We start from the raw sequence: 24,241 nt of genomic DNA, 5'->3' as shown, positions 1-24,241 counted from the left end.
CAGGATAATAAACGGAATGACAACTATGAACGCGCGCGTCACACCTTCACGCAACAATACAAAAAGTCAGTCGAAACGAGGTCCTGATGAATGGCGCATGGCGCCTCTCCTGCTCGCTGTATTGAGCACCTTGACAATCAACTTACTGGGCTCGCAAGGCGTCTGGGCGGCGGGGGCAGACGGTGGTTTGCCAAACGGCGGCGCTGGCAATGGCAGTGGCGGCAATGGAGGGGCGGATTCGGCCTCCGACGGCACGGGCGGTTCCGGAGGGGGAGGAAGCGGCGGTGGTGGCGGCGCTCTCGGAGCAACGGTGTGGCTTGGCATGAACTCGGCTACGCCGATTAGCGGTGGCGCGGGGCAAAATGGTGGACCAGGGGGGAGCGGTGGAGGCGGCGGCGGCGCCGGGCTGTACCTGATTGGGGGGGCGGGGGGGACGGCTTCGAACCTGATGAGCGTGAGCGGTGGTGCTGGTGGTAACGGCGGGGACAACCCCACGGCAGGCGGCGGCGGCGGCGGCGGTGCCGGTCTGTTATCGAACACCGGATGGGGTACTGTCAGTGTTCGCACCGGAGGGATTGTCCGCGGCGGGGCTGGCGGCAATGGCGGCAGCGGCACTGTCGCCGGCGGTGGCGGTGGCGGTGGCGATGGCGCCGTATTGTCGACGTCGGGTCTCCTCCTCAACTTCGGAACGATCACTGGCGGAACCGGTGGCGATGCGGGCTCGGGCTCGGGTGGCTCTGGCGGTAGCGGCGGCGCCGGCGTCAGGGCCGGTCCCTTCGTCATCATCAACAACGGGGCTGGGGCACAAATCACCGGTGGAAGTGGCGGCGGGAACGCCCTCGGTGGCGCCGGCATCATAGCGGACACGGGTGTATTGATCCAGAATTCCGGTGCAATCACCGGGGGTATGTCAGGGGACGGAACGACGCGCGCCAACGCCATTCTTTTTACCGGATCCAGCGCCCAGCTAATACTGTCCAGCGGCACCATCATCACGGGCAATATCGAATTAACGGGAGGAACTGCGGCGAACATCCTTGTCAACAGCGGCATCGTCAGCTTGAGCAATAACTTCATCGTTGGAAGCGGCGCGCAATTATCCTTCGTTGCATCAACTCCATTCGCCCTTGCCGGAAATATTTCCGGCAGCGGATCAGTCAGCTTCGACGGCTCGAACGTGGTTTCTTTGACCGGCGCGAACACTTACAGTGGGGCCACTGAAGTGCAATCAATAGTCTTAAGGGCTGGCGGTGCAAATACCTTTTCAGCCAACAGCGCGATGACGGTCTTATCGTTCGGAACGCTTGATCTGAACGGATACGACCAGAGCGTCGCTTCGCTGGCTGGGACCGGTACGGTCACGCTGGGCACGGGCACGCTGACTGCGGGCGGTGACAACAGCAACACGATTTTCGGCGGAACTATCAGCGGCGCCGGCGGCTTCACTAAAACCGGCAGTGGCACCCAGATCCTGAGCGGCACCAATACCTACACCGGCACGACAACAATCAATGGCGGAGCGCTGCAGGTTGATGGCACGGTTGCGGGAACAATATCTGTACTGAACGGCGCCACCTTGCTCGGCAGCGGCACAGTAGGTGCAGTGACCTTGGGCAGCGGCGCCACGCTCGCGTCCACTACCCTCGGCAGCGGTCTGCACGTCAATGGCAACCTCGGTATCGGCGCCGGGGCCACCTACGCTGTGGCGCTGGGAGTCGCACCGGGGAATTCAGGTCAATTGACGGTCAACGGCAATCTCAACCTCGCCAGCGGCAGCGCGCTCAGACTGGTCGCCGGCAGCGGCAATTACAGCGATGGCAGCAGCTACACCGTCGCCAGCTACAGCGGCACGCGCAGCGGGACCTTCAGTACGATCACCAACAATTTTGCCTATCTGGTCCCCGTCGTCAGTTACGGCAGCAATACCGTTAACGTGCAACTGGTCGGCAATGCCGGATTCCAGTCGCAGGGCTTTGGTTCGTATGCAGGCTCCTCCAATCAGCAGGCGGTGGCCAACGCCCTGGACCGCATCTATGCTGCCGGTGGCAATCGTGTCACTGCCAATCTGCTGGGTGCTTCCGATGCGCAGGCCCAACGCAACCTGGCGAGTCTGAGCGGCGATACAGCCGGCGCCGCTTCCGTGAATGCCGTTGCCAATATAAATCAGGGGAACGCGGCCATCGGGCAACGCCTGGCAGCGGTTGACGCAACCGTGGCCGGGTCGGCAACCACGGTTGATGCAGATCCCTGGATCAGTACCTCAATCAGTCAGCAAAACCAGTCGAGCAGCAGCTCGGGCGCCAGTGGCTATCGCAACCATTCAACTGCTTTTGCATTCGGCCACGATCATGCATTGTCGTCGAACTGGTTGCTGGGTCTTGCCTTCACTGCCAATGCGGACTCGCTGTCTTATACCGATGCCGGCGGCGGCGGACGTAGCGACGGTGGCCAGGCTGCGATGTATGTGCGCTATCGGCCGGACGCGTCGAATGTCTTCTTCAAAGGCGTTGTCAGCTACGGCTGGTGGAAAAACGTGCAGTATCGCCAGGTATCGGCTGGTGCTCTCAGCAGCCAGACGCGCGGACAATTCAACGTGCAAAGTCTTGCCATGTATGCCGAAACGGGTATGGCGCTACCAATGGCGACGCTGACCGTAGAACCCTACGCAGCCATTTCGGTGGCGCGCTTGCATCGTCCTGCCTATACGGAGACCACTGAAAGCGGCAACGACGCCTTGGCGCTGGCTTATCGTGCAAGCAACAGCACCCAAACCTCTGCGAGCCTCGGCGTTCGCTTGCGCCGCATGCCTGTCGCCGGATCACCGCTGGGATGGCAAACCGATCTGGCATGGCGCCATCGTCTGGGCAACAACGCCGAAACGATGCAGCTTGCTTTCGCCAATGCCAGCGCGTTCGACTTCACTGTACGCGGTGTCGCCCAGGCACGCGATGAAGCTGTCGTCAGCGGCGGCTTGAACTATGCGATCAACGACACCACCAGCGCCTTCGGACAACTATCGGTGGTCACCGGCAAAGCGTATGCCAGCTATAGTGCTTCCGTGGGCGTGCGTTGGTGGTGGTAAGTGAGGCGAGCGTAACGATCGGACCTTGACGCAGAACTAGGCTGCTCTTGGAGTTGCTCGTTCTTGAGGGTTCATGTCACAGCGAGGTGACACCCGCGAACCAAAACGCAATCTTTTTTATTTCGTGAGAGGTGTGTCTTTTCATTGATTGCAGAGCAAAAAAAGATCCAGATATTTGCTTTTAATGAAATCTAGTTCTGACTTGTTATCAGGAGGTCTGCACATGAAAAAAACCGCTTTAGCAGGCTTTTTCTTTGGGCGGGAACGTCCGCTTTTGGCCGATTGCGGACATCCCCATCCACGACGTCCGTAAAATTCATCTGGATTTCTATCGAATCCATGACGTATGCGTTGACGTGACAATCAGCGACCGCACAGAGGACGATCAAATTAATTCATGGCAAAGTATTGATAACTTTCCAACGGCGTTGCTGGGCAAGATATAGCGTGTATGCCTGATACTGCGCGCTGCCGTCAGAAGTGAAGGCAACGGTCCCTGACATGCCCTTGAATTGAATCTTGTGCAAGGCGACTGAAAGCTGGCTTGGCTCAATTGAGTTTGCAAGCTTCATGGCTTCGATCAAGGCGCTCACCGAATCGTAGGAGAACCAAGTGAAAGGAATCAACGGGGAGCTGAATTTCTCTTTGTAGCTTTTCTCCAGACGCTTGAAATCAGGAGCTTTATCGACGGGCCTCCCTCCTGCCAACATCAACGTTCCTTCAGGGTAGTCGCCGGTATTGTCGGGAAATTCCGGATTGGTCGCGCCGCCTGCCAACAACAGATTTGCACGCACACCGACTTGCTGCAAACGGACGGCAAAGGCGGTACTTTGCGGGTTGACTCCCGCAAAAAAAATCAGGTCGGGCTTGGCCTGCTGGATCTTGGCGATGGTTGCGTTGAAATCAGAGGTCTTGGCGCTGATCCGATCACTGTCGACGATCACTCCACCTCCGCTGGTCACGGCAGCTCCGAAGCTGGCCGTAAGCTCTCGTCCGAGAACAGTATTGTTATCGACCAGCATGATGCGCTGCGCATGCAGGGTCTTGGTCGCTTCCAGAGCCAGATACTGACCGGTGTGGCCGCTGTGTCCGAGCATCTGAAACACGTTGCCGTAAGCTTTCTGGGTGAATTCCCGTCCTGCCGCCGTCGGTGACAACTGAGGAATTCCGGCGGCATTGTAGACCGGATAAGCCGCGATGCTTGTATCGGTGGTCAGGTGTCCGATCACGCCAACGACGCCTGCTTTCACGGCGGCATGGGCGCCAAGAACGGCGAGGTTCTTGTCGTTCTTGTCGTCAATGATGAGCAGTTTGAGGATGGTGTTCTTGCCGTCGATGCGCAGCCCCTGCTGATTGATCCGCTCGACGGCAAACTGCACGCCATCGAGCGTGGATTTCCAGCGTGGCTGGCTGACAGGACCAATCACGCCAACCAGCGCAGTTTGCTCAGGCTCTGTTGCCGATGCGATCGTTGTCATGCCGAGGGTGATCGAGAGAAAAATGATCGTCGCGTGAAATAAAATGGATCTGGCTTTTTCTTTGCGCATGTATTCCCCCAAATGATTGCTCAACTTATTCATGGCGTATCGATCTCCAACGCCTTGAGCAGCGGTTCAAGATGGGCTGCGTAAGCATGCCAGCGCCCCTTCGAAGTTTTGTAGATCCGTTGGCGCACCTGATTGACGCTGGCCGTGCGCACGACCCGGCGATTGTCATGGAAACTCAGGCAGGCATCTTCCCAGGGCAAACCAAGGAAGGCGATCAGACGGCGCGCCTCGCCGTCCAGGTCGTCAACTACGGCCTCATAGTCGACTTCGATGAAACGCTCGGGAGGCAGCACCGCGCGCCAGTGCGTCATCAGGCGCTCATAGTCGCTATGGAATCGCCCCAGCTCGGACTGGTCATAGGCGAATGGCTGCTCGCCGGCGAACAGCTTGGTGTAGCACGACAGGCAGGTGTCGACCGGATTGCGCCGGGCGTGAATGATACGTGCGCCCGGCAGTATCAGCGGAATCAATCCTGCATACATGAAATTCCCCGGCATCTTGTCCACCAGACGCGCACGCCCTTGCGCCAGCACTTCGGTACGTTGCAGGTATGCCTGTCCCAGCCCGGCAAAGTCCGCTTCTGTCATGTTGACAACGCTGGCCGGGAACGCCCCGGCGCTCTCTGTGACCAAGCGTAGCGCCGACAACTCGCCGGCGCCAGTCACCTGCGAGTGCGACGACAGGATCTGCTCGATGAGCGTGGTCCCTGAGCGTGGCATGCCGACGATGAAAACTGGCAATGCCGACCCTGCATGACTGTCGCTTGCTCTCTCGAACAGTTCGGGCGTGAAGATTTTTTCAATGTCCGACACCCAGCGACTGATCGCATCGGCATCATAGGAAAACGTCGCGCGCTTGAGTCGGTTGCCCTGGTCGAGATGATGGAACGCCCGTGCCGCATCCCCGGTGTCAAGATAGGCCTTTCCGAGTGCGAAATGGGCCGAGATCCGATCGGACAAAGAGCTGCGCTCGCCTTCGGCGACACAATCTTCCAGGGTACCGATATCAGGGTCGCCGGCTCTGAATGTCCTGGCGTCGGCCCTTCCGGCCAGCACCTTTACCGACCTCGGGAAGGCTTTGAGCGCCTGTTCAAAGGCTGCGCCTGCTTCGTCGTTGCGGCCGGCTTCAGTGAGCAGAACGGCGCGTCCGACCAGCGCCGCCTCGGCGACCGTACCCGGCAGTTGCGCCGCCTGGTCGAATTGCGTGAGCGCCTCTTCAGTCTGTCCCAAAGATTGAAGCACCATGGCGAGCGTGTGGTGCGCTTCGGCGTTACCAGGCGCCAAGGCCACCGCCTGGCGCGCAAAACCGAGCGCCTCGTCAAGGCGCTCGCTCCGGTTGAGCGCCTTAGCGCGTGCAATCAGCGAGGCAGGATGTTGAGGCGCAAAGGCGGAAAGCAGGTCGAGTGCGCGCAATGCCGCGTCATGACGACAGCGAGAAATTTCCGCGTCAGCCAGGTTCAGATAGGCATCGATGAAATGGGGTTCGATGGCAATGGCTTGCTGAGCATGCGCAACGGCTTCATCGTGAACGCCCTGCGCGGACAACAGGAAGGCCAGGTTGCTATGCGCCTCTGCATAGGAAGGAAGCAGCGCAAGCGCCTGCCGATAGTGCTGCGCAGCGCGATCCATCCGGCCCAGACGGCGGTAAGTGTTGGCCAGATTGTTATGCGCCTGCGCCCAGTCGGGCCGGAGCGCGATCGCTCGCTCAAGGCAGTCGAGACTCTCTTCAAACTTGCCCGCCTCCTGCAGAAGGATACCCAGGTTGTTCCAACCGGACGTCTGCTCCGGGTCCATCGTCACGGCCTGACGGGCCGCTGCCTCGCCATCGGCCAGCAGTCCTTTGCGGCGGTACATTTCTGCGAGATTGCTGAAATAGATCGCAGGTGCCCTGGAATCCATGCACGCCTGCTGCAGATGCGTAATTGCCGTATCGAGCTGCCCCTGCGCGAGCGCCATCAAGCCCAGCAGATGCAGCGCATCGGCATGACCCGGCCAGACGACCAGCACCTGGCGGCAGAGCTGGCCAGCCTGATCCGCACGACCGGCGTTCCAGTGGGCATGGGCATGGCTGACTGCTTCTGCAATAGTCAGGATTGTCTGATCGGGTAAGGTGGACATAAGAGGCATAAACAGCTTAGAACAGCTCAGAACAGCTTGCGCAGGCGCAGCCACGCTGTCTGCGACAAAAAGCCGCGGCCGGCCTGCAGATCGTAGCGCAGCGCCAGGCTCAGATTGTCGGAACGCTGCAGCGTGGCGCCAAGTGAAATATCTGCGAGGTTCGACACCGACGATGCACTCACCGTCGTGAACGCTGTCTGTCCGGTGGCGTCGCCGACAAAGCTGGCGCCCACCGTCTGCCGGGTGTCGCGATATTCATGGATCCACTGCGCACGGCCACTCAATACAAGTTTGCCGTAGCTGGTAGTGAAGTCCTGCTCCAGTTTTGCGCCCAGTGCGCTTTTCAGAGAGCCGGCATGCGCGGAGCTCACCGCCAGGGCCGCGCCGTTGCTGCTGTTCTCCGTGTAGCCGGCCTGCGTCCGGTAGCTATACATGAGGCCGGCAAGCGGCGTGAGTGTTGCATTGCCCAGTGCCAGCGGATAGCCGGCCTCGGCACGCGCCACATACAGCCGGCCGTTGAAACTACCCGAAGCCGAGTCTGAAAATCCCGGGAGGCTGATCGCCCGGCGAGTCTTGTAGCGCTGCTGCACCGCTGCGCCGGAGTATTTCACGTACCAAGGATTACCGTCATAACTCGCGTAAGCAATCAAACCGTAGCCGTCGACGCGCGTGTCGCTGCCGGAGGTGTCCCCCGTATTGTTGATCGCGGTATTGCTGTAGCTGAACGCGCCGCCGGCGCGCCAACCGTCGTTGATCGCCTGATCCACCCCAAATAGCAGACCGCTGTAATTGGCACCATAGCCATCCACCTGATCGCGCTCACTCTGGCGCGCATGGCCGCCATAGGCCTGGCCCCATATGGTCCGCTGAACTGCACTTTCGCCGGTTGCGACACCGTCGTCGCCGCCGTCCTCCGCGCGCCGAAGTCCGTCAACGTGTTCGCCCACCATGTCCAGAGCATGAAAGAAAGGCGCGTCTGGCGCCCAGTTGGCCTGGGCAGGCGCCAATTGTTTGCCGATGCGATTGGCGCTCGCCACCGAACCTTGGCTTAGCGAACCCAGTGTGGCGTTGTATAGATTCAGCAGCCCGGCATTGCTGATACCGGTGTAGCGCAACAAACCGCGGAGAGACGCAATGGCATTCGGTGCAGTCGCAAATTCTGGCGTTGGCGCGACGCCCTGTACGTTGAGCACCAGATCGCTATTGGCGCCGTTGGCGACGACCGAGCCGGTCACGGTGCCTGAATTGCCATTGATCGAGTAACGCAGCGTGTCCGCATTGTAGTTGGCGGTGCCGGCGGTATCCACCACCACGTAACGCTGTCCGGCGGCGAAGGCATAGCCGTTTGACTGCAGTCGTATTGATGAGCCTGCGGCAATTGTGGTGTCGCCGGTCACGATCAATCTGCCGTAGCCCGTGTCGGTGATCGCGCCCAACGTTGTGGCGCCAGCGGCGACGCCGATCTGCAGGCTTGCACCGGCCCCCTGGTTGTAGTTGCCGGTGATGATCACCGGCTGATTGACCTGCAGCACAGCGGTGCCGGTATTGTTCACCGCGTTGACGCCGACGTTGATGTTGTCGTTCAGCAGCAGGTTGCCTGAGCCGAATATGATATTCGAGTTGACGTTGGTGATCGTGCCGATCGTGCTGCCGCCGCCAAAACCCGTCAGGGTGCCGAAGGTCGTACCGGTGCCGCCATTGAAGGTCAGATTCTGCGTACTGAGGTTCTGGATATTGCCGGCAACCACACCGGAGTTCGTAATCGGACCGATCGCGCCGGCAGTGTCATTGTAGATAGCATTGACGGCACCGGTAATGGTGCCGCTGTTGGTCAGCGGCCCTATCGTGCCGGTGTTATTGATGCCGATATCGCCGCCGCTGATGGTACCGGCATTGGTCAGCGCATTGATGGCGCCGGCGTTGTTGATACCGGCAGTAGGGGTTAGCGTGGTAATTGTTCCCGTGTTGGTGAGACCCGTATTGCTGCCGCTGATTGTGCCGTTATTGTTCAGCGCGGTGATCGTCCCGGTGTTGTTGATGCCAGCAGTTGTCAGCGTACCGATTGCTCCGGTGTTGTTGAGACCGGAGTCGCTGCCGCTGATGGTGCCGTCATTGGTCAGCACAGTGATCGTCCCCGAGTTGTCGAGGCCGGTATTGTTCAGCGTGGTGACCGTTCCACTGTTGACGAAGCCGGTATTGCTGCCGCTGATGATGCCGCTATTGGTCACGGTACCGATCGCACTGGTATTGTTCAGGCCGATATGGCCTAACGCGGTGATCGTACTGGTGTTGCTGAGCCCTGTGTCGCTGCCGCTGATGACCCGGGTATTCAAATTTGTCAGCGTGCTGATCGTGCCGCCGTTACTGATACCGAAACGAGTTAATACAAATGTGGTGCTGGCATTGCTGAGGTTTGTTTCGCTGGCGCTGATGGTGCCGTTGTTGGTGAGTCCGGTTATCGCGCCGCCGGAATTGACGAGAATGCCGATTGCATCGGCGCTGATGGCGCCGTTATTGAGCAGGCTGCCAATGCTGCCGCCAGTAACGATGCCCGCGCCTCTCAGCCCGCTGGGCGAACCGCTGATGGTGTCATTGTTGATCAGCGAGCCTATCGTCCCTGACAGGTCGTTGGAAATGCCGACAAATCCACCCGAAATAGTCCTGTTGTTGACCAGGGTAGTGATCATACCGTCGTTGGTGATGGCGGTCCCGGCCGAATTGATGGTGCCATTGTTGGTCAGCGTACCGATCACGGCGTTGCTCGGTCCGCCGGTGGAGCCGTGGTTGAAGATGGCGTTACTACCGCCATCGACGGTGCCGTCGTTGGTCAGGGCATCTATCCTGCCGCCGAAGGTATTTACAATGGCATTGTTGCTCGCGTTGATAGCACCGCTGGCGTTATTGAGCAGCGTAGTAATGGTGCCAGCATTGACAATACCGGATTGAGTTGCGCTGATGGTGCCGCTGTTGTTCAGCGTGCTGATGGTGCCGCTGTTGTTGACTGCCACCCCGTTTGAACCGTCGGTGGCACTGATGGTCTTGCCGCTGTCGTTGGTCAGTGTCGTGATCGTGCCGGAGTTGTTGATGCCATAGTAAGTGCCGCTGATGGCGCCGCTATTGGTCAGCGTGCCGATGCCGGCGGTGTTGTTGAGCGCCCCCCCTCCCGAAGTGTTGCCGCCGCTGAGGGTGCCGTTGTTGGTCAGTGTCCCCAGCGCGCCACCTTGGCTGACGCCGTAGACATTGCCGGTGCTGTTGATGACGCCATCATTGGTCAGCGTGCCAAGTGTGGCTGTGCCGTCGGTGACAATGGCGGTGACGCCGCTCGTGTTGATAGGCGCTGACACCGTCATGTTCTGCGGCGAGCTCGCGTCGAATGTGTATTCCACACCTTCGGTGCCCCCGTTGACGGTCACTCCGGCCGGAGGAGCAGCCACGGCTGTATTTGCCAGCGTCGCCGCAATCAGGATGGTGAGAACACGCTTGCGTCCTTTGCCGCCTCCGCGCGAAACCTCGGCGACCGCAACCCATTCATCCTGAACTTCACTCCAGACCAGGCGGTATACATGGTTCATGGATCCGGGATATTTCATATCGATACCCTTCTACGAGGGAGTTAATTACGTCTCCGCAGCGAATTCGTTGTATCCCAACAGTCATCCGCGATATAGGCATGTTACGCAGAAGACACATACCCTAAACCAATGAATTGCGTGGAGTATTACCATCATTTATTGATTTGCTGCAAAAACGATGTCATCCCGCTGATTCACGCCCTGCCGTTAACGAACGTTGCGACCCGGCTGTACTCCCGTTGATGTGTTCAGCGCGAGGTAATGCTTAACGATTTGATCAGTTGCCGCCCTGGCTGAAAGCAGGTCGGTACCGATCAGAAATTCAGGATGAGTCGGTCGTTCGTAGGGATCATCTACGCCTGTAAAGTGTGTAATCTCCTTTGCCTTGGCCCGCCGATACAATCCTTTCGGATCTCGCTCCATGCAGACCTCGATATCCGTATCGATGAACACCTCGAAGAATTCGTCATTGCGAAAACGCCGCCTGGCCGCCTGGCGATCATCTTCATATGGGGAAATTGCACTTACAACAACAACCAGGCCGGCCTCTACCATCAGCTTGGCGACTTCGCTGATGCGACGCACGTTTTCTGATCGGTCAGCTTTGGTGAACGACAAATTATTGTTCAGCCCAAGCCGCAATTGATCGCCGTCCAGCACAAAGGATCGATAGCCCTGAGCGCGCAAAGTTTCATCGATCAGGTTTGCGATCGTTGATTTTCCAGCCCCGGACAAACCTGTGAGCCAGTAACAGCAGGACTTTTGAGCGGTGGTATCCATGGGCAGGATATCTCGTAAAAGATCAATCAGAGTGCACGCGTAAGTTGTTCATTCCACTTTGCCAACATCGCGCGCCTTAGAATTCCTCCCAGGATCCGCTGCCGTCTTTTTCGGCGATGTCCTTCTGAGCGGAAGATTTCGGAAGCGCAGGCTTGGGTGCAGTGTTTTTCTGGATCGGTGCAGGCTTGGGCGTGATATCCACGGTTGTCTTGCGGATCGCGGCAGTCGGGGTCGTGGGCGCGGCGGCGTGAGCGAAGCCATTGGCGGATCCACGTTCAGGGTCAAGTTTGAACACGCTGACCGTCTTTTCGAGATGTTGCGCCTGATCCCGCAACGACTGCGCGGCGGCGGCAGCTTGTTCGACCAACGCCCCATTTTGTTGGGTCGCTTGATCCATCGAGGTAATAGCCTGGTTCACCTGCTCGATACCACTGCTTTGTTCGGCACTGGCGGAACTGATTTCACCGACAATATCGGTAACTCGGCGCACGCTGGTGACTACTTGCTCCATGGTGGCGCCGGCCTGCGCAACCAGATTGCTACCGTTCTCGACGGTCGAGACCGAGTCATCAATCAGCGTCTTGATTTCCTTGGCTGCAGTCGCGCTGCGTTGCGCAAGGTTGCGCACTTCGGATGCGACCACTGCAAAGCCGCGGCCCTGCTCGCCGGCACGGGCAGCTTCTACCGCCGCATTGAGTGCGAGGATGTTGGTCTGGAAGGCGATGCCGTCGATGACGCTGATGATGTCCACGATCTTGCGTGAAGAAGTATTGATCGTGTCCATGGTGGTGATTACCTGGCTGACGACATTACCCCCTTCGGTGGCCACCTCGGAAGCGGAAACCGCCAACTCATTGGCTTGACGGGCATTGTCGGCATTTTGCTTAACAGTGGAAGTCAGTTCTTCCATCGCGGACGCTGTTTCTTCCAGTGACCCTGCTTGCTGTTCTGTTCTAACGGAAAGATTCATATTGCCGGACGCAATCCCACTGGAGGCTGCAGTGATCGTGTTCACGCTAAGACGGACATCGCTGACGATGGCGACAAGACTGCTATTCATCTGATCAATGGCTTGCATCAGCTGACCTATCTCGTCTTTGGAGGTCACCCGGATATTCATCGTCAAATTGCCGTCGGCAACTGCCTTTGCGACGTTGACGGCTTCAAGAAGCGATCTCACTATTTTCCGGGACAGCATCAAGCCGGTTATTGCCACCACCAAAGCGACTATCACGCTGACGAGAACCGCGAGAATATTGGCGTTCTGCATGGTTGCTGTCGCCGTCTCAGCGCCTTGCTTTCCGAGTTTTTCGTTGTACTTTTTTTGTTCTGCGAAGGCGTTCATCATCTTGTCGACGGCGCCTTGTGACGCCAGCATCGAATTCATCGCTTCTTCTATCTTCCCGGCTGCAGCCACAGCCATGACGATTTCTCGCTGCTTTTCATAAACGGCAAACGTCTCACGGGCAGCGCGCAGCAGTTCGGCATCGTTCTTGTCTGCGATATTTTCTTTTTCGTACTTGTTCAATGCCTCGATGACTTTGACGTGTGCCGCACTCATCGCCTTTTCCGTCGAGCTTCTTACCGCAGGATCGGCATCGGCAATGTACTTCCACAGCGCTACCCGAATGGAATATGCGGCGTCAGAGGCATCCTGTATGGTGAGGATGCTGGGAACCGTTTTGACCGTTGCATAACTGGCGGCCCGATTGACTCTGTCGATCTGGTATACGCTGATCCCCGTCAGAATAACCAATCCCAGAAGCACGGAAAAAATCAGAAGGTGAAGCTTTTTTGAAATTGTCATGACCATCCCCTGTTGATTAAAAATATATTTATCGGATCATTTCTGGTCGATGACAAAGCATGTTCATCGCACGAAAGACACGGTGTTAAGCAAGGCCAAAGCTTCATCGAAGTCGAAGGTTTCAATCTTCGCCGCGACCTCGCGCAACTGAATTGCCTCGCTGCTTCCGGCAACAATGCCTTCCAGTTCGCTCAGCGAATCCAGCGAAGCTGCGTCGCTGTCGGCCAGCAGACGTTTGAGCTCATCAAGGCATTGCTGGAATCGCGGTCCGGAGATCGTAGTTGCGACCAGCGCCGCGCCAGAATCCGGAGCAGATCCGAGTTGCGTGATCCCCGCTAAAACGGTACGCAGCTTATCGTTGACGGTCGCCGACAAAGGCGCCCATGTGACATCGCCCCCCGTCTGCTGGAGGGCGGCCTCCAGGTCTGCGGCAGACTGGGCAAGCGTCATCGCGCCGATATTTCCGGCGGTACCCCGCAAGGTATGGGCGAGCCTGGTGGCGACTGTCAGATCGCCGGCCGCCAACGCATCGGCGAAGGACTGCGGGAAGCCTTGCTGCGATTCCTGAAACTTAAGCAGCATGCGACGATACAGATCCGGTTTTCCCATGCAGGTAGCCAAGCCGGCCGCCTGATCAATTCCGGCAAGCGATGGAAACTCTGCGGTCTTATTTTCCGGCCGTTCCGTTTGCGGCGTCGTCGATCGAGGAGAGGATGGACGTATCCACTTCGCCATCGTTGTAAACATCGTCGCGACATGCAGCGGCTTGGAGATATGGTCGTTCATGCCGCAGTCAATTGCCTGTTCTCGGTCGCCGGCCATCGCGTTGGCGGTCATTGCAATGACGGGCAATCGGGAGAACCGGGGCTGTTGACGGATCTCGCGCGTCGCCGTATATCCATCCATGACAGGCATCTGGCAATCCATCAGCACGCCATCGAAGGTTTCGTCGCCGGCAAGAATATCGAGCGCTTGCTGGCCGTTTTCTGCAAGCATGAAGGAGATGCCGGCGGCCGTCAGCAACTCGCCGGCCAGCTCCTGATTCATTTCATTGTCTTCCACCAGCAGTACGCGAGCGCCGGCCAGGAGCGCGACATTGCCGGCGCTTTGATCATGCCGTTCGGTGGAGCGGGTCTCGGTCACGACCCCTTTGCCCAGCGCCTCGCCGATTGCCTCGAGCAAGGTGGACGGCGTGACCGGTTTGGTCAGCACCGACGACAGCCGAACCTGCATGCGCGCAGCTTCTTCCTGTGCCTCATCGCGGCCGAAAGCCGTAACCATGATGACCGAAGGTACCGAACGAATCTCGCCCGCGTTCATCTGGAGTACCGTTTCCACGCCATCCATTCCCGGCATTTTCCAGTCCATCAAGACAAGATCGTAAGGCAGCTCCCTGCGCTCGGCATCCTTCAGAAGATGTAGTGCCTTGCTGCCGCTGCTGGCCATGTCCACTTCCAGCCCAAAGCTGCGCGCCATGGTCGAGAGGATCTCGCGCGCGCTGGCGTTGTCATCCACCACGAGAACACGCAGACCGAGCAGCTCTTCCGCCTTGAACATGCGACGCGGCGCAGCATTGCGCTGAAGGCCGAAGCGCGCATGAAAGTGGAAAGTCGAGCCCTTTCCATGTTCGCTCTCCACCCAGACGCGGCCGTCCATCATCTCGACCAGACGCTTGGAGATGGCCAGACCCAGTCCCGTCCCACCGTATTTGCGGGTCGTCGAGCTATCGGCCTGGCTGAATGACTCGAACATGCGACTGCATTGTTCCGGCGTCATGCCGATCCCGGTATCTCGTACCCAGAAATGCAACTCCACCTCATCCGGCGTCACGGAAACTTGCTTGATGCCGACGACGATCTCTCCGTTTTCGGTGAACTTGGTGGCATTGTTGCCGAGGTTGATCAGCACCTGACCCAGTCGCAAGGGGTCGCCGATCAGGGCAGTCGGTATATCCGACGGGCTGTCAAACAGCAATTCAAGCCCTTTGTCGTCGGCCTTGAGACCGACCATGCTGGCAAAGTTGTCCATCACGTCTTCGAGCCGGAAATCGATGCGCTCCACAGTCATCTTGCCGGCTTCGATCTTTGAAAAGTCAAGAATGTCGTTGATGATTCCCAGCAGATTTTCTGCAGAACGATGGACCTTCTCGATATAGTTGCGCTGTTTCTTGTCCAGCTGCGTGGACAGCGCCAGATGGCTCATGCCGATGATGGCGTTCATCGGCGTACGGATTTCGTGGCTCATGTTCGCGAGGAATTCACTCTTGGCGCGGGTGGCGCCCTCGGCAATCTCCTTGGCGCGGCGGACCTCTTCCTCGGCGCGCTTGCGATCGGTGATGTCGTAATACCATTCGACCGTAATGTCGCCGGACGCCAGCGGCACCTGGATGGCGCTCAGCAGAACCTCCACGACCGAACCGTCAGGGCGGAGGAAGCCGGCTTCAAAATTGAGAACATCGCCGGCGGAAATCGCCTGCGCGTAGCGCTGCCTGCATCCGTCATCGGCCCACAAGCCGGATGCCTTGTCCCGGGAAAACAATTCATCCGCGCTCATGCCCGTGAGGATTTCCAGCTGCCGGTTGCAATAGATCAGCGAACGGTCGTCTTGCCGTTCGATGGACATGGCCACGGGGCTGCTGTCGAGCACCCGGCGCATGCGTTTTTCACTTTCCTGAACCTTGGCCTCCATGGCGCGGCGCTCACTCGTGTCACGCACCGACGCACAAACGCACTGACCGTATTCGCCCACTGCTGGCAACGAAGCCAAACCGATTTCGACAGAGAACAGGCTGCCGTCCTTGCGAACACCCTGCAGATCCATCAGGCCTCCGCCCATCTGTCGGGTGCCCTCTTCTCTAGTGAAACCTTTACGCAGCCCGGCATGACGGGGACGAACCGAGGCCGGCACCAATTGTTCCACGGACAGGCCGAGCAGTTCGCCGGTCTCATAGCCAAACAAACCGTCAAGCTGAGTATTGGCGAGAATGATCTTGCCGTGTTCATCGACCACCAGCATGCCGTCCGGGGCCGACTCCACCACACCGCGAAACCAGGCTTCCGTCTCTTTGAGAGCGGCTTGCTGAGCTTCCAGTTCGGTCGCCTGCTCTTCCAGACGCGATGCCTGCTCCTGTGACTGCGTCAGCAGATGTTGTACGGTCAGGGAGCGATCGAGTATCTCCATGCTGATGGCGAGACGCGGCAACACTTCTTCCAGCAAGGACCTGGCGCTGTCGTCTGCCGTCTCGAAGCAGGCGAGCTCCAGCACGCCTGCCAGCTTGTCGCCATTAAGAATTGGTCGCACCATGATCTCGCTGTGGGCAATCTCGCCAAGCGCCGAGTGGATGTGCCAAGCGCCGTCGCCACCCTGCTGCATTGTTCTGGGCAACCGGTCTCTGGCGCATTGGCCGAGCAGGCCGACGCCCGGTTCGATTTTTCCGGCTGGTGCGTGATCGCCGCTGACGGCGTAGCCGCCCGCCAGGGTCAGTACTTCGCGTGCGCTGTCCCAGCGGTAGAGCAGGCCCTGGCCGATATGCAGCAGCGGGGCCAGATGCTGGAAGAACAGTGCCGCCAGTTCTTCCGGTGAGTCCGCCTGCTGCAGTGCTGACTGAATCATGGCTTCCTGCGACTTGATCCAGCGCTGGGCCTCGAGCTGGATTGATTCGGTCTGCAAGGAAGCGATGGCACGGGCCAGATCGCCGGTCTCGTTCTGATAATCCGTATGCGGGATATCCAGGTGCAGCTTGCCGGCGGCCAGCTCTTCCACCGCGATTCTGACCCGGTTGATGGGGCGCCTGATGGATCTGCTGATCAACCAGGAAAAGGCCAGCGCCAGGACCAGTCCTCCGAGCAGCAGGGCGTACGTCAATACGTTGCGGGTAAAGGCGAAAGTCTGGACATTCACCGCCGTGTCGCGCACGCCAAACTCTTTGACGGTGGCAATTTCCGCCAGCAGCCTATCGGCGCTGCGGTTGACTTCCTTGAAGCTGATGCTCTCGACCAGCGATGCGGCTTCGCGTCGCATGCCTTGCTTGGAGAGATCCAGCGCCTCCGACATGGTCCGCCGCATGCGGGAGAGGAGTATCTCGAACTGGTCCAGACGTTCGACATTGTCCGACTTGAATAGCGTCGGGCGGGTCGACTGAATAGCTTGCTGGACGTACTGGTATGCATCGTCCATTTCCTGCACGGCCTCGTCGCGTTCTCCCACCGATTCCGCACTGACGATGCGATGGGCCGCAAGCACCATGTGTGCAAAATGGATTCTGCCCTCCTGCACCCTGGCGATGCCGATGATGCCTTCTTCCTGCAGCCGCTTCAGGTCCCTGCTCAGGTCGGCCTGCGTTTGCAGACTTTGAATGCCGAGGGCAAGGGAAAACAGCAACAGCGACACAAAACCAACTACCAGCTTATGACGAAGCGGCAAGCGCTCCAGGATCTGAAAAGCCGAACTCATGCGAGCTCCCATGTCATGCAGTCAGCGGAAAATTCATTCGGCACCGGAAATGAATTGCAGGGCGGCGGCTTTTTGCGCCATGTCGTGATCGGAATCGGCGAATTGTGCCGCGACCGCCCGAAATTGATCCACGCAGGCGAAGAAAGCATCGCAGACGTCGGGATCGAAATGCTTGCCGTGTCCTTCGCGCATGATGCGTGCGGCTTCGTCGTGCGACATGCCATTTTTATAAACGCGCCGGCTGATCAGGGCATCGTAGACATCCGCCACCGCCATGAGCCGCGCGGAAATGGGGATGTCGTCTCCCGCTTTGCCTTCGGGATAGCCGGAGCCGTCCCATTTTTCCTGATGGCCGTAGGCGATTTCCTTTGCGAGATGCAGAAATTCGACATTCATGCCCAGTTGTTGCTCGGCATGCGCGATCGCATCGCGCCCAAGGGTGGTGTGCGTCTTCATGATTTCGAATTCTTCCGGCGTGAACTTGCCCGGTTTGAGCAGAATCCGGTCGGGAATGCCGATCTTGCCGATGTCGTGCAAAGGCGCCGACTTGAACAGCAGCTTGATCGTTTCATCATCGAGAAAATGACGGAAGCGCGGATGGTCGCGCAGATGCTCGGCCAATATCTTCATGTAGTACTGAGTGCGGCGGATGTGGTTGCCCGTTTCGTTGTCGCGTGTTTCGGCCAGCGAGGCCATCGCGTGGATGGTCACATCCTGAATGGCCAGGACTTCGAGTGTGCGCCGGGCGACTTCCTGCTCCAGATAGTCGCTCTTGTCTTTCAGGAAATCTGCCGCCGCCTTGACCTTGAGTTGCGTCTCCACGCGCGCCAGCACGACCGGTGGACTGATGGGTTTAGTGATGTAGTCCGCAGCACCCATCGTAAGTCCACGCGTCTCGTCGGCAGTCGATGCCATCGCGGTCAGGAAGATGATGGGGATGTCCCGTGTGTGCGGGTCGCTCTTCAGGACCTGCGCCACTTCGTGCCCCGACAGGCCGGGCATCATGATGTCGAGCAGGATCAGGTCAGGCAATGGATTGGACTGTACGATGCGCAAGGCCTTCTCGCCATTGTTGGCGATCTTGACGACGTACCGGTCGCCCTCTTTGAGCAGATTGGCCATCAGCAACAGATTGTCCGGGCTGTCGTCGACAATTAGAATGATCGGCTTGCGGGAAAACTCGAGTGCAGGTTCCATGGCTTGCTCCGGTACAGGGGCGGCTGTTATTTGTTATGTTGATGTTGCGTGTTTCGCCAGCATCCTTCATCACCTACGTTACTGGCTGTTAACCGCTGAGGTTGATTATTGCAAGCTTGGTTACAAGTAATGTAGCAGAACAACAGTTGCTTCATAGCTTGTTCAGCGACATATCTGAAAATTTTATTTATGTGTGTCGGATGTTTGGGTGTCTTCTGATCTCCGCAACCCGCTGTAGCTGCATTCTTAGCGCTATCTCATGGAGGCAAACAAAATAATTTCCCATGAAAAACATGATCTCCCCCGCACGCTCGAACTCGTTTTTTTCATGAAGACGGATTTTTACGAGGCCTAGACGTCCGCTATTGGCCGATAGCGGACCATTTCGACTTCATTAAACCAAAGCGTTTTTCCATACAGCTTCGAACTCTTCCTGTTGTATCGGAGAGGCTTCAAACTGCGCATCCTGATTGATATCCAGGATAGGAGGGATTGGCTCTTCACTGAGCTTAGTATTCCCTGTTGACCTAGAACCATCGGAAAAATCATGATGGCCGTCGCGGTAGACTTCAACCTTGCGGAGTTCATTACGATTTTCGTCGAGTTCGACGTATATCATCACAGGCTCCGATTCGAAATCGTGTAGCCACTGCACCCTTATGTACTTTTCCAACAAAGCCCCCTGAATATTGGCATACCCGGTTTATCGTGAGCGTCCGCGCTTGGCCGATTGGGGGCAACGGATTATTTGCGAAAACTGACGCATGCAAAGAATCGCGAGTGCTCTCACGAAGTCGAAACAGAGGCCCTTTAACACCCATAGGGACGCTCTCATCGGCCGTATTCGCTAGCCAAGTTTTGCAAAGTTGCAAAAAATGGGGATTTTTCTGTAATGTTTAAACGGCCATCTGCAAAATTTATGACGAACTGCATGCAAGCCGTTTTCCGTTCTTCATCTGTCCCCTTAATAGCGTCATTGACCGCACCCTGACCGTTGCGTTGGACAGTATTGTTGATGTAATTCACGAAGTCCTTGGCGCCTGTGGGGTCGGGAATGGATTTGACTAAATCGGATAAATAAACTGTCATAGCACGGACGTATTGCCCGTTTGCTGTCCGCCATTTGGCGACCATATCCGAAGGAAACGAATCTGGCTGTCCCAGTAGTGGCTTACATGTCAACGCCATACGTCCTATATAAAAATTCTGGGTTGCGACAAAACCGACTGCCGCATTTCGTTCTTCTGAAAATGGAGGCGTGACCGCCGCCTTAGCTGCAATTTCGTTTGAGGACAAAACTTGCGAAGAAGGCTGGGCCGCCGAAGCGGTCGCAACAATCGATGTGATTACCGCAGCGGTAAGCGCGATGGAGAAAATAAGTTTCATCGTTAAATAAAAATGAGTGTCAAAACAGAATGATTAAAAAGAGGAATTCTTAGAACAAGTGCCAGAACAATACACGACCACGACCAAAGTCTGCTTCTGGCCGGTAGCGGCCGTCCGAGAAGGGCAAGGACAGTTTCCTGTGCAAGGGCAGACTAACGTCAGATATCAAGGCGGTTAATCTCGAAATCGACATGCCCTTGACCTAAAATATCCCCAAAATCAATCACAAATCCCCTCACTTCGACGAGGCCGTCTGACTCGTCAATCACACGTCCACGTCCCCGGTAAGAATAATTTTCGGTACGCTCAATCCATTCCGACGATAAAGCCGTTTTTTCATCTTCCGGCCAATCTGCAAGGTAAGTAGCTACGGCATTTCCGTCTAGAATAGATAGTCGATTTTCAATGATGTCACCGACACTAAGGCTGCAGGGCCAACAAAACGCTACGATTTCATGACTGCCGCTACTTACCGTGACGGAGGCACTTTCATCACCTGGTGTAAATGGTTCAACTGAGATAACGGTCAATTTTTCCATGCCGAGACTTTCGTATATTCAACAGGATATCCAAGGTCCGCTTCTGGCCGGTTGCGGACTTTCGAATAATACAATTGCAGCCCCACTATTGCTTATGAAAACGACTTTGCAAGCTTTGTTTGTTGATTTGCTCGTGGAATTGACCCCCTCCAATTGATCCACCTTCCAGCGTCTTGCGAAGGCTGCGACGCGATCGTACGACCCCTCATAACCCAAGGATCGCAGCTCTAAGTGCAGCTGCTTTAAGGTACGGCGCTGCTTGCGTGATTTGACCTCCTCGGTCTTTAACCACGCTGAGAGTTTTAGTGTGTATCTATCTAGAGAGCTCCAGGGACGCCTATCTGCATAGGCTGGCTCGATGGATTCAGCGCAAATGTACCGCCTGACGGTGTCGCGTGAGATGCCTAAACGTCTGGCGATCTCTTGCAAGAGAGCAATCGGCAAGGGAAAAATCAGCCCCCAACAATTGGGGAGGGGATTCAGCTTCCACAATAGGTTTTATTCGGTTTATAGTGCAGAAACCATACGGCAGAATATTACATAAAATTCGCTGGGAGACCGCTCATGCCTATTCTCATCCGATGCGCCTTGCTCATTGCGCTCGCCCCCTTGGTCGCATGGTCGCAGGAAAAGGAATGTCGAAAAGTGGTTATTTCGGCTGACTCCGACTATGCTCCCCTGCAATGGTACGACGGAAAAAATCTTACCGGCGCCAGTATCGAAATCGCGACGAGCGCCTTGAGCGCCCTCGGCATCCCTTACGAGGTTCGCTACGTCGGTCCTTTCCATCGCGTGCTGAAAAGCGCAGAGGAAGGTGAGATCGATATGATCTCATCCCTCAAAGACACGCCCGAAAGACGCGAGTATCTGACCTACACAAACGTCGCGCTATTTCCCAATCCCATTGCCGTATTCGTTGCAAGGGAGCGAAGCTTCAGTTACTCGGGATGGAGCGACCTGATCGGAAAAAAAGGAGGAGTTACGCTTGGCAATCAGTTCGGGAATGGCTTCGATGAATTTCTGAGAGGGCATTTACAGGTGGAGGCCGAGCAAAAGGCCTATATGAATTTTAAAAAACTCGAACTACGCCGTATCGATTACTTGATTACAGGGTATTACAGCGGATTAGTCTACTTAGCCGCGTCTGGTCAGAATGACAGTTTCGTTGCCCTGAAGCCGTATGTCTCGGAGTCTGACAATTTCATCGCAATCATTAAGTCAAGTCCATGTATCAAACACCTGAAGGCCCTGAATCTTCAATTGGATAGCATGCGTCGCGAAGGCAAACTGAAGTTGATACTAGACAAGCATATAGCACTCCTCCCCAAGCGAACGAATTGACAATGCCTGGTTCCGTAGAAACGCATGCGACTACCTCTATCCGAAAGATCGATTTGTCAAAACATCTATTCGGATATCATTTTTTGCGACCGCTCTTTTGTTCGTATCCCCTGTCAAGTACGTCTTTTATCAGAGGACGATTCTTGCGAACTGCAAGCGCGCACATGTAGTAATTGATATTGACCTCCGCGTCCCGCAGTCGAATCGCTTTCGTCCCCGGTATGGCGGTGTATTCGATCTCCGCCACGAATCCTATGCCAAGGCCTTCGGCAATGGCATGCATGATGGCTTCACGGCTGTTGAGTTCCATGACGCAGTTGATCCGGATGTCTTGCTTGCTGCATGCCTGTTCCAGCAACTCGCGCGTTTTGGAGCCGGATTCCCGCATGATGATCGCTTCATGCTGAATCTGTTTCAGCGGTACGGACGCCTTGTTTGCCCAGGCGTGGTCGTCTCGCACTACGGCAACGATCGGGTAGGTGCGATAAGGAGTCACATGCAAGCGTTTATCCGGATCTACGTACGCCAATATCGCAATGTCGATCGTAAAATCATAAAGCCGGGAAAGCGTCTCCTTTTCCGAATTGATCGAAATCGCGAACTCGATGCCAGGGTGTCTGTGCATCAGATCGTAAGTCAGATTCATGACCACCGGCGGAGAAACCGCGCCGATGCGCAACAACCCGGTTTTTTGAGAGTGCAGACTCTGTAGCAGCTGAACGGCCTCATCCTCCTGGCCAAAAATTCCTTCCGTAATTTCATACAAACGCCGGCCGGCATCAGTCAGTTCGACGTGGCGACCGCTGCGGTATAGCAACTCCACGGCGAATCGGTCTTCCAATGCCTTGACCTGTTCACTGATGGTCGGCTGGCCGATTTGCAAATACGTCGCAGCGGCAGTAAAGCTGCGCGTCTTTGCGACCGCGTGAAACGACCGTATCCATTTGTGGTACTGGTACATAAAGTCTCCCCAAGAACGCCTTCTCCTTTATATCCATCAGCTTGCCGCTGGCCCGATCGGTGAACGATTCCCGGTTCTTCTTTTTGCTGGCCAGAGCACTGTGATGGCAGCCTGATTGCAACAGGCGTTGCTACCTTACTTCAGCGCTGCGATGCAGGCAATAACAATAAATGACGCTTCTTGCATTATCGGCTCAACCGATAGAAGACGCGAAATATTCGATTTGCCCGCTATCGCCGCCACGCTGACAATCGCTCCAAACAAAACGGATGACCACAAAAAGGAGACACGCATGACGCAGCGATTCTTTAATCCTGTCGCGACGCATTTCGGCCCGGGCAGCCTTGCGGAATTACCCGGCATCGTTGGTGGCGCCAGGGTGGTAGTGGTGGCTTTTCCCGAAGCACGCGGCTTGGGACTGATTCAGAAAATCGAGCAGTTGCTGGGGGATCAACTGGCATACGTCATCGAGGACGTGAGTCCGAATCCCGATGTCGCGCTCCTGGCCGGCATGTATGACCGCTTCTGGCAAAACGATGATGCATGCGATACCGTCGTGGCGCTGGGCGGCGGCAGTGCAATCGATACCGCCAAGGCCCTGATCGTCGGCACCCAAAGTGGACGCTTCGAAGAATTGCTGGCTTTGCTGGCGGACGGCAAGCCATTTACGCCGCATCGGGTGAAGACGCTCATCGCCATTCCGACCACGGCCGGTACCGGCAGCGAGGTGACTCCCTGGGCCACCATCTGGGATGCGGAGAAACAAAAAAAATATTCACTGCACCTGGATTGCACCTGGCCCAAGGCCGCGATTGTCGATCCTGACCTGATGCTGAGCCTGCCGCGCCATGTCACCATTTCGACTGGGCTGGATGCCCTGTCGCATGCGTTGGAGTCGATCTGGAACGTCAACGCCAATCCAGTCTCCGATGCTTTCGCCATCTCGGCAATCAACGACATCATGACTTGCCTTCCCTTGCTGGCGAAAGATCTGAACAACAAAGCCCTGCGCTCTTCCATGGCGTTGGCGGCGATGAAGGCCGGCCTGGCATTTTCCAATACAAAAACCGCGCTGGCGCATTCGATCTCTTACGAGATGACCTTGCGTCACGGTCTGCCGCACGGCATCGCCTGCTCGTTCACGTTGCCGTTGGTGCTGAAGATGGCCTGGGGCGAAACGCCCGAGCGGGATGCGGTATTGCAAAAAGTCTTCAACAGTGACTGCCAGACAGCTGTCGCGCGCTTGCGAAATTTCCTGCATCAGCTGGATGTGAAGACCGAGTTTTCCGACTACGGCGTCTCATCGCCGGAAGCGCTGGAAATGGTGCAAGGCGCAATGCAGGGCGCACGCGGGAAAAACTTCATCGGCGCAAAAAGCATCGCCGCCTTGCCTTGAGCACCAGCGCGCGCCAATCGTCTCTGCACTGAGGATCTTTGCATCGTGGGGCCTCCGGTCCATC

14 protein-coding genes and 1 pseudogene are annotated in these 24,241 nt (G+C 56.9%); 3 read left to right on the top strand and 12 right to left on the bottom strand.

The genetic code is table 11. The annotated features are described in order from the left end of the window. Nucleotides 1–25 precede the first annotated feature (25 nt). The gene (locus tag E4P32_RS24385; RefSeq protein WP_158559744.1) at nucleotides 26–3,082 is read left to right on the top strand and encodes an autotransporter outer membrane beta-barrel domain-containing protein; all 3,057 of its coding nucleotides are present in this window, start codon (nucleotides 26–28) and stop codon (nucleotides 3,080–3,082) included. Between the two features lie 395 nt (nucleotides 3,083–3,477). Here the strand turns inward: E4P32_RS24385 and E4P32_RS19060 are convergent, their stop codons facing one another. The 11 genes and pseudogenes from E4P32_RS19060 to E4P32_RS24315 all read right to left on the bottom strand — a co-directional run. Next, a complete protein-coding gene (locus E4P32_RS19060) occupies nucleotides 3,478–4,662 on the bottom strand; it encodes a branched-chain amino acid ABC transporter substrate-binding protein (RefSeq protein ID WP_233526726.1) in 1,185 nt (394 codons plus the stop codon). Further along, on the bottom strand, nucleotides 4,659–6,755 hold the full coding sequence (locus E4P32_RS19055) for a tetratricopeptide repeat-containing sulfotransferase family protein (protein WP_116435861.1): 2,097 nt from the start codon (nucleotides 6,753–6,755) through the stop codon (nucleotides 4,659–4,661). Before E4P32_RS19055 ends, E4P32_RS19060 begins: the two co-directional genes overlap by 4 nt. 17 nt (nucleotides 6,756–6,772) lie before the next feature. Next, nucleotides 6,773–10,336, bottom strand: a complete 3,564-nt coding sequence (locus tag E4P32_RS19050; protein ID WP_116435860.1) for an autotransporter domain-containing protein — start codon at nucleotides 10,334–10,336, stop codon at nucleotides 6,773–6,775. 189 nt (nucleotides 10,337–10,525) lie between these two features. Then, nucleotides 10,526–11,098: an adenylyl-sulfate kinase gene (gene cysC, locus E4P32_RS19045; protein WP_116435859.1), complete on the bottom strand. Its 573-nt coding sequence runs from the start codon at nucleotides 11,096–11,098 to the stop codon at nucleotides 10,526–10,528. Between the two features lie 76 nt (nucleotides 11,099–11,174). Then, entirely contained in the window at nucleotides 11,175–12,905 is a 1,731-nt protein-coding gene (locus E4P32_RS19040) for a methyl-accepting chemotaxis protein (protein ID WP_116436038.1), read from the bottom strand. Nucleotides 12,906–12,968: 63 nt separating this feature from the next. Next, the gene (locus E4P32_RS19035) at nucleotides 12,969–17,357 is read right to left on the bottom strand and encodes a response regulator (RefSeq protein WP_116435858.1); all 4,389 of its coding nucleotides are present in this window, start codon (nucleotides 17,355–17,357) and stop codon (nucleotides 12,969–12,971) included. Nucleotides 17,358–17,390: 33 nt separating this feature from the next. Then, nucleotides 17,391–18,554 carry a two-component system response regulator gene (locus E4P32_RS19030; RefSeq protein WP_116435857.1) on the bottom strand — a complete coding sequence of 388 codons (1,164 nt, stop codon included), beginning with the start codon at nucleotides 18,552–18,554 and terminating at the stop codon, nucleotides 17,391–17,393. A gap of 394 nt (nucleotides 18,555–18,948) precedes the next feature. Then, on the bottom strand, nucleotides 18,949–19,209 hold the full coding sequence (locus E4P32_RS19025; RefSeq protein WP_348533519.1) for a hypothetical protein: 261 nt from the start codon (nucleotides 19,207–19,209) through the stop codon (nucleotides 18,949–18,951). Nucleotides 19,210–19,385: 176 nt separating this feature from the next. After that, nucleotides 19,386–19,940 carry a hypothetical protein gene (locus E4P32_RS19020; RefSeq protein WP_135008765.1) on the bottom strand — a complete coding sequence of 185 codons (555 nt, stop codon included), beginning with the start codon at nucleotides 19,938–19,940 and terminating at the stop codon, nucleotides 19,386–19,388. 158 nt (nucleotides 19,941–20,098) lie between these two features. Continuing rightward, a complete protein-coding gene (locus E4P32_RS19015) occupies nucleotides 20,099–20,479 on the bottom strand; it encodes a hypothetical protein (RefSeq protein WP_135008764.1) in 381 nt (126 codons plus the stop codon). A gap of 162 nt (nucleotides 20,480–20,641) precedes the next feature. Beyond that, nucleotides 20,642–20,962 (bottom strand): annotated as a pseudogene (locus tag E4P32_RS24315) (IS21 family transposase); the annotation flags it as partial. 81 nt (nucleotides 20,963–21,043) lie between these two features. Between E4P32_RS24315 and E4P32_RS19005 the strand changes: the two are divergent. Beyond that, nucleotides 21,044–21,820: a transporter substrate-binding domain-containing protein gene (locus E4P32_RS19005; protein WP_116435855.1), complete on the top strand. Its 777-nt coding sequence runs from the start codon at nucleotides 21,044–21,046 to the stop codon at nucleotides 21,818–21,820. Nucleotides 21,821–21,896: 76 nt separating this feature from the next. Here E4P32_RS19005 and E4P32_RS19000 read toward each other — a convergent pair whose 3' ends face one another. Continuing rightward, a complete protein-coding gene (locus E4P32_RS19000; protein ID WP_116435854.1) occupies nucleotides 21,897–22,781 on the bottom strand; it encodes a LysR substrate-binding domain-containing protein in 885 nt (294 codons plus the stop codon). Nucleotides 22,782–23,073: 292 nt separating this feature from the next. Here E4P32_RS19000 and psrA point away from each other — a divergent pair, with 292 nt between their 5' ends. Continuing rightward, the gene (gene psrA, locus E4P32_RS18995; RefSeq protein WP_116435853.1) at nucleotides 23,074–24,177 is read left to right on the top strand and encodes an iron-containing alcohol dehydrogenase PsrA; all 1,104 of its coding nucleotides are present in this window, start codon (nucleotides 23,074–23,076) and stop codon (nucleotides 24,175–24,177) included. Nucleotides 24,178–24,241: the final 64 nt, after the last annotated feature.

It is taken from the genome of Herbaspirillum sp. 3R11, assembly GCF_004563925.1.
GTDB lineage: Bacteria > Pseudomonadota > Gammaproteobacteria > Burkholderiales > Burkholderiaceae_D > Herbaspirillum.
Note: the sequence above shows the minus strand (reverse complement) of the source record. Positions and strands in the feature narration are given on the sequence as shown.

Bases quoted from the DNA above. Each gene is read 5' to 3' on its own strand.
- psrA (WP_116435853.1), top strand. From the start codon at position 23,074: ATGACGCAGCGATTCTTTAATCCTGTCGCGACGCATTTCGGCCCGGGC.
- E4P32_RS19035 (WP_116435858.1), bottom strand. From the start codon at position 17,357: ATGAGTTCGGCTTTTCAGATCCTGGAGCGCTTGCCGCTTCGTCATAAG.
- E4P32_RS19050 (WP_116435860.1), bottom strand. From the start codon at position 10,336: ATGAAATATCCCGGATCCATGAACCATGTATACCGCCTGGTCTGGAGT.
- E4P32_RS19030 (WP_116435857.1), bottom strand. From the start codon at position 18,554: ATGGAACCTGCACTCGAGTTTTCCCGCAAGCCGATCATTCTAATTGTC.
- E4P32_RS19020 (WP_135008765.1), bottom strand. From the start codon at position 19,940: ATGAAACTTATTTTCTCCATCGCGCTTACCGCTGCGGTAATCACATCG.
- E4P32_RS19060 (WP_233526726.1), bottom strand. From the start codon at position 4,662: ATGAATAAGTTGAGCAATCATTTGGGGGAATACATGCGCAAAGAAAAA.
- E4P32_RS19040 (WP_116436038.1), bottom strand. From the start codon at position 12,905: ATGACAATTTCAAAAAAGCTTCACCTTCTGATTTTTTCCGTGCTTCTG.
- E4P32_RS24385 (WP_158559744.1), top strand. From the start codon at position 26: ATGAACGCGCGCGTCACACCTTCACGCAACAATACAAAAAGTCAGTCG.
- E4P32_RS19005 (WP_116435855.1), top strand. From the start codon at position 21,044: ATGCCTATTCTCATCCGATGCGCCTTGCTCATTGCGCTCGCCCCCTTG.
- E4P32_RS19015 (WP_135008764.1), bottom strand. From the start codon at position 20,479: ATGGAAAAATTGACCGTTATCTCAGTTGAACCATTTACACCAGGTGAT.
- cysC (WP_116435859.1), bottom strand. From the start codon at position 11,098: ATGGATACCACCGCTCAAAAGTCCTGCTGTTACTGGCTCACAGGTTTG.
- E4P32_RS19055 (WP_116435861.1), bottom strand. From the start codon at position 6,755: ATGCCTCTTATGTCCACCTTACCCGATCAGACAATCCTGACTATTGCA.
- E4P32_RS19000 (WP_116435854.1), bottom strand. From the start codon at position 22,781: ATGTACCAGTACCACAAATGGATACGGTCGTTTCACGCGGTCGCAAAG.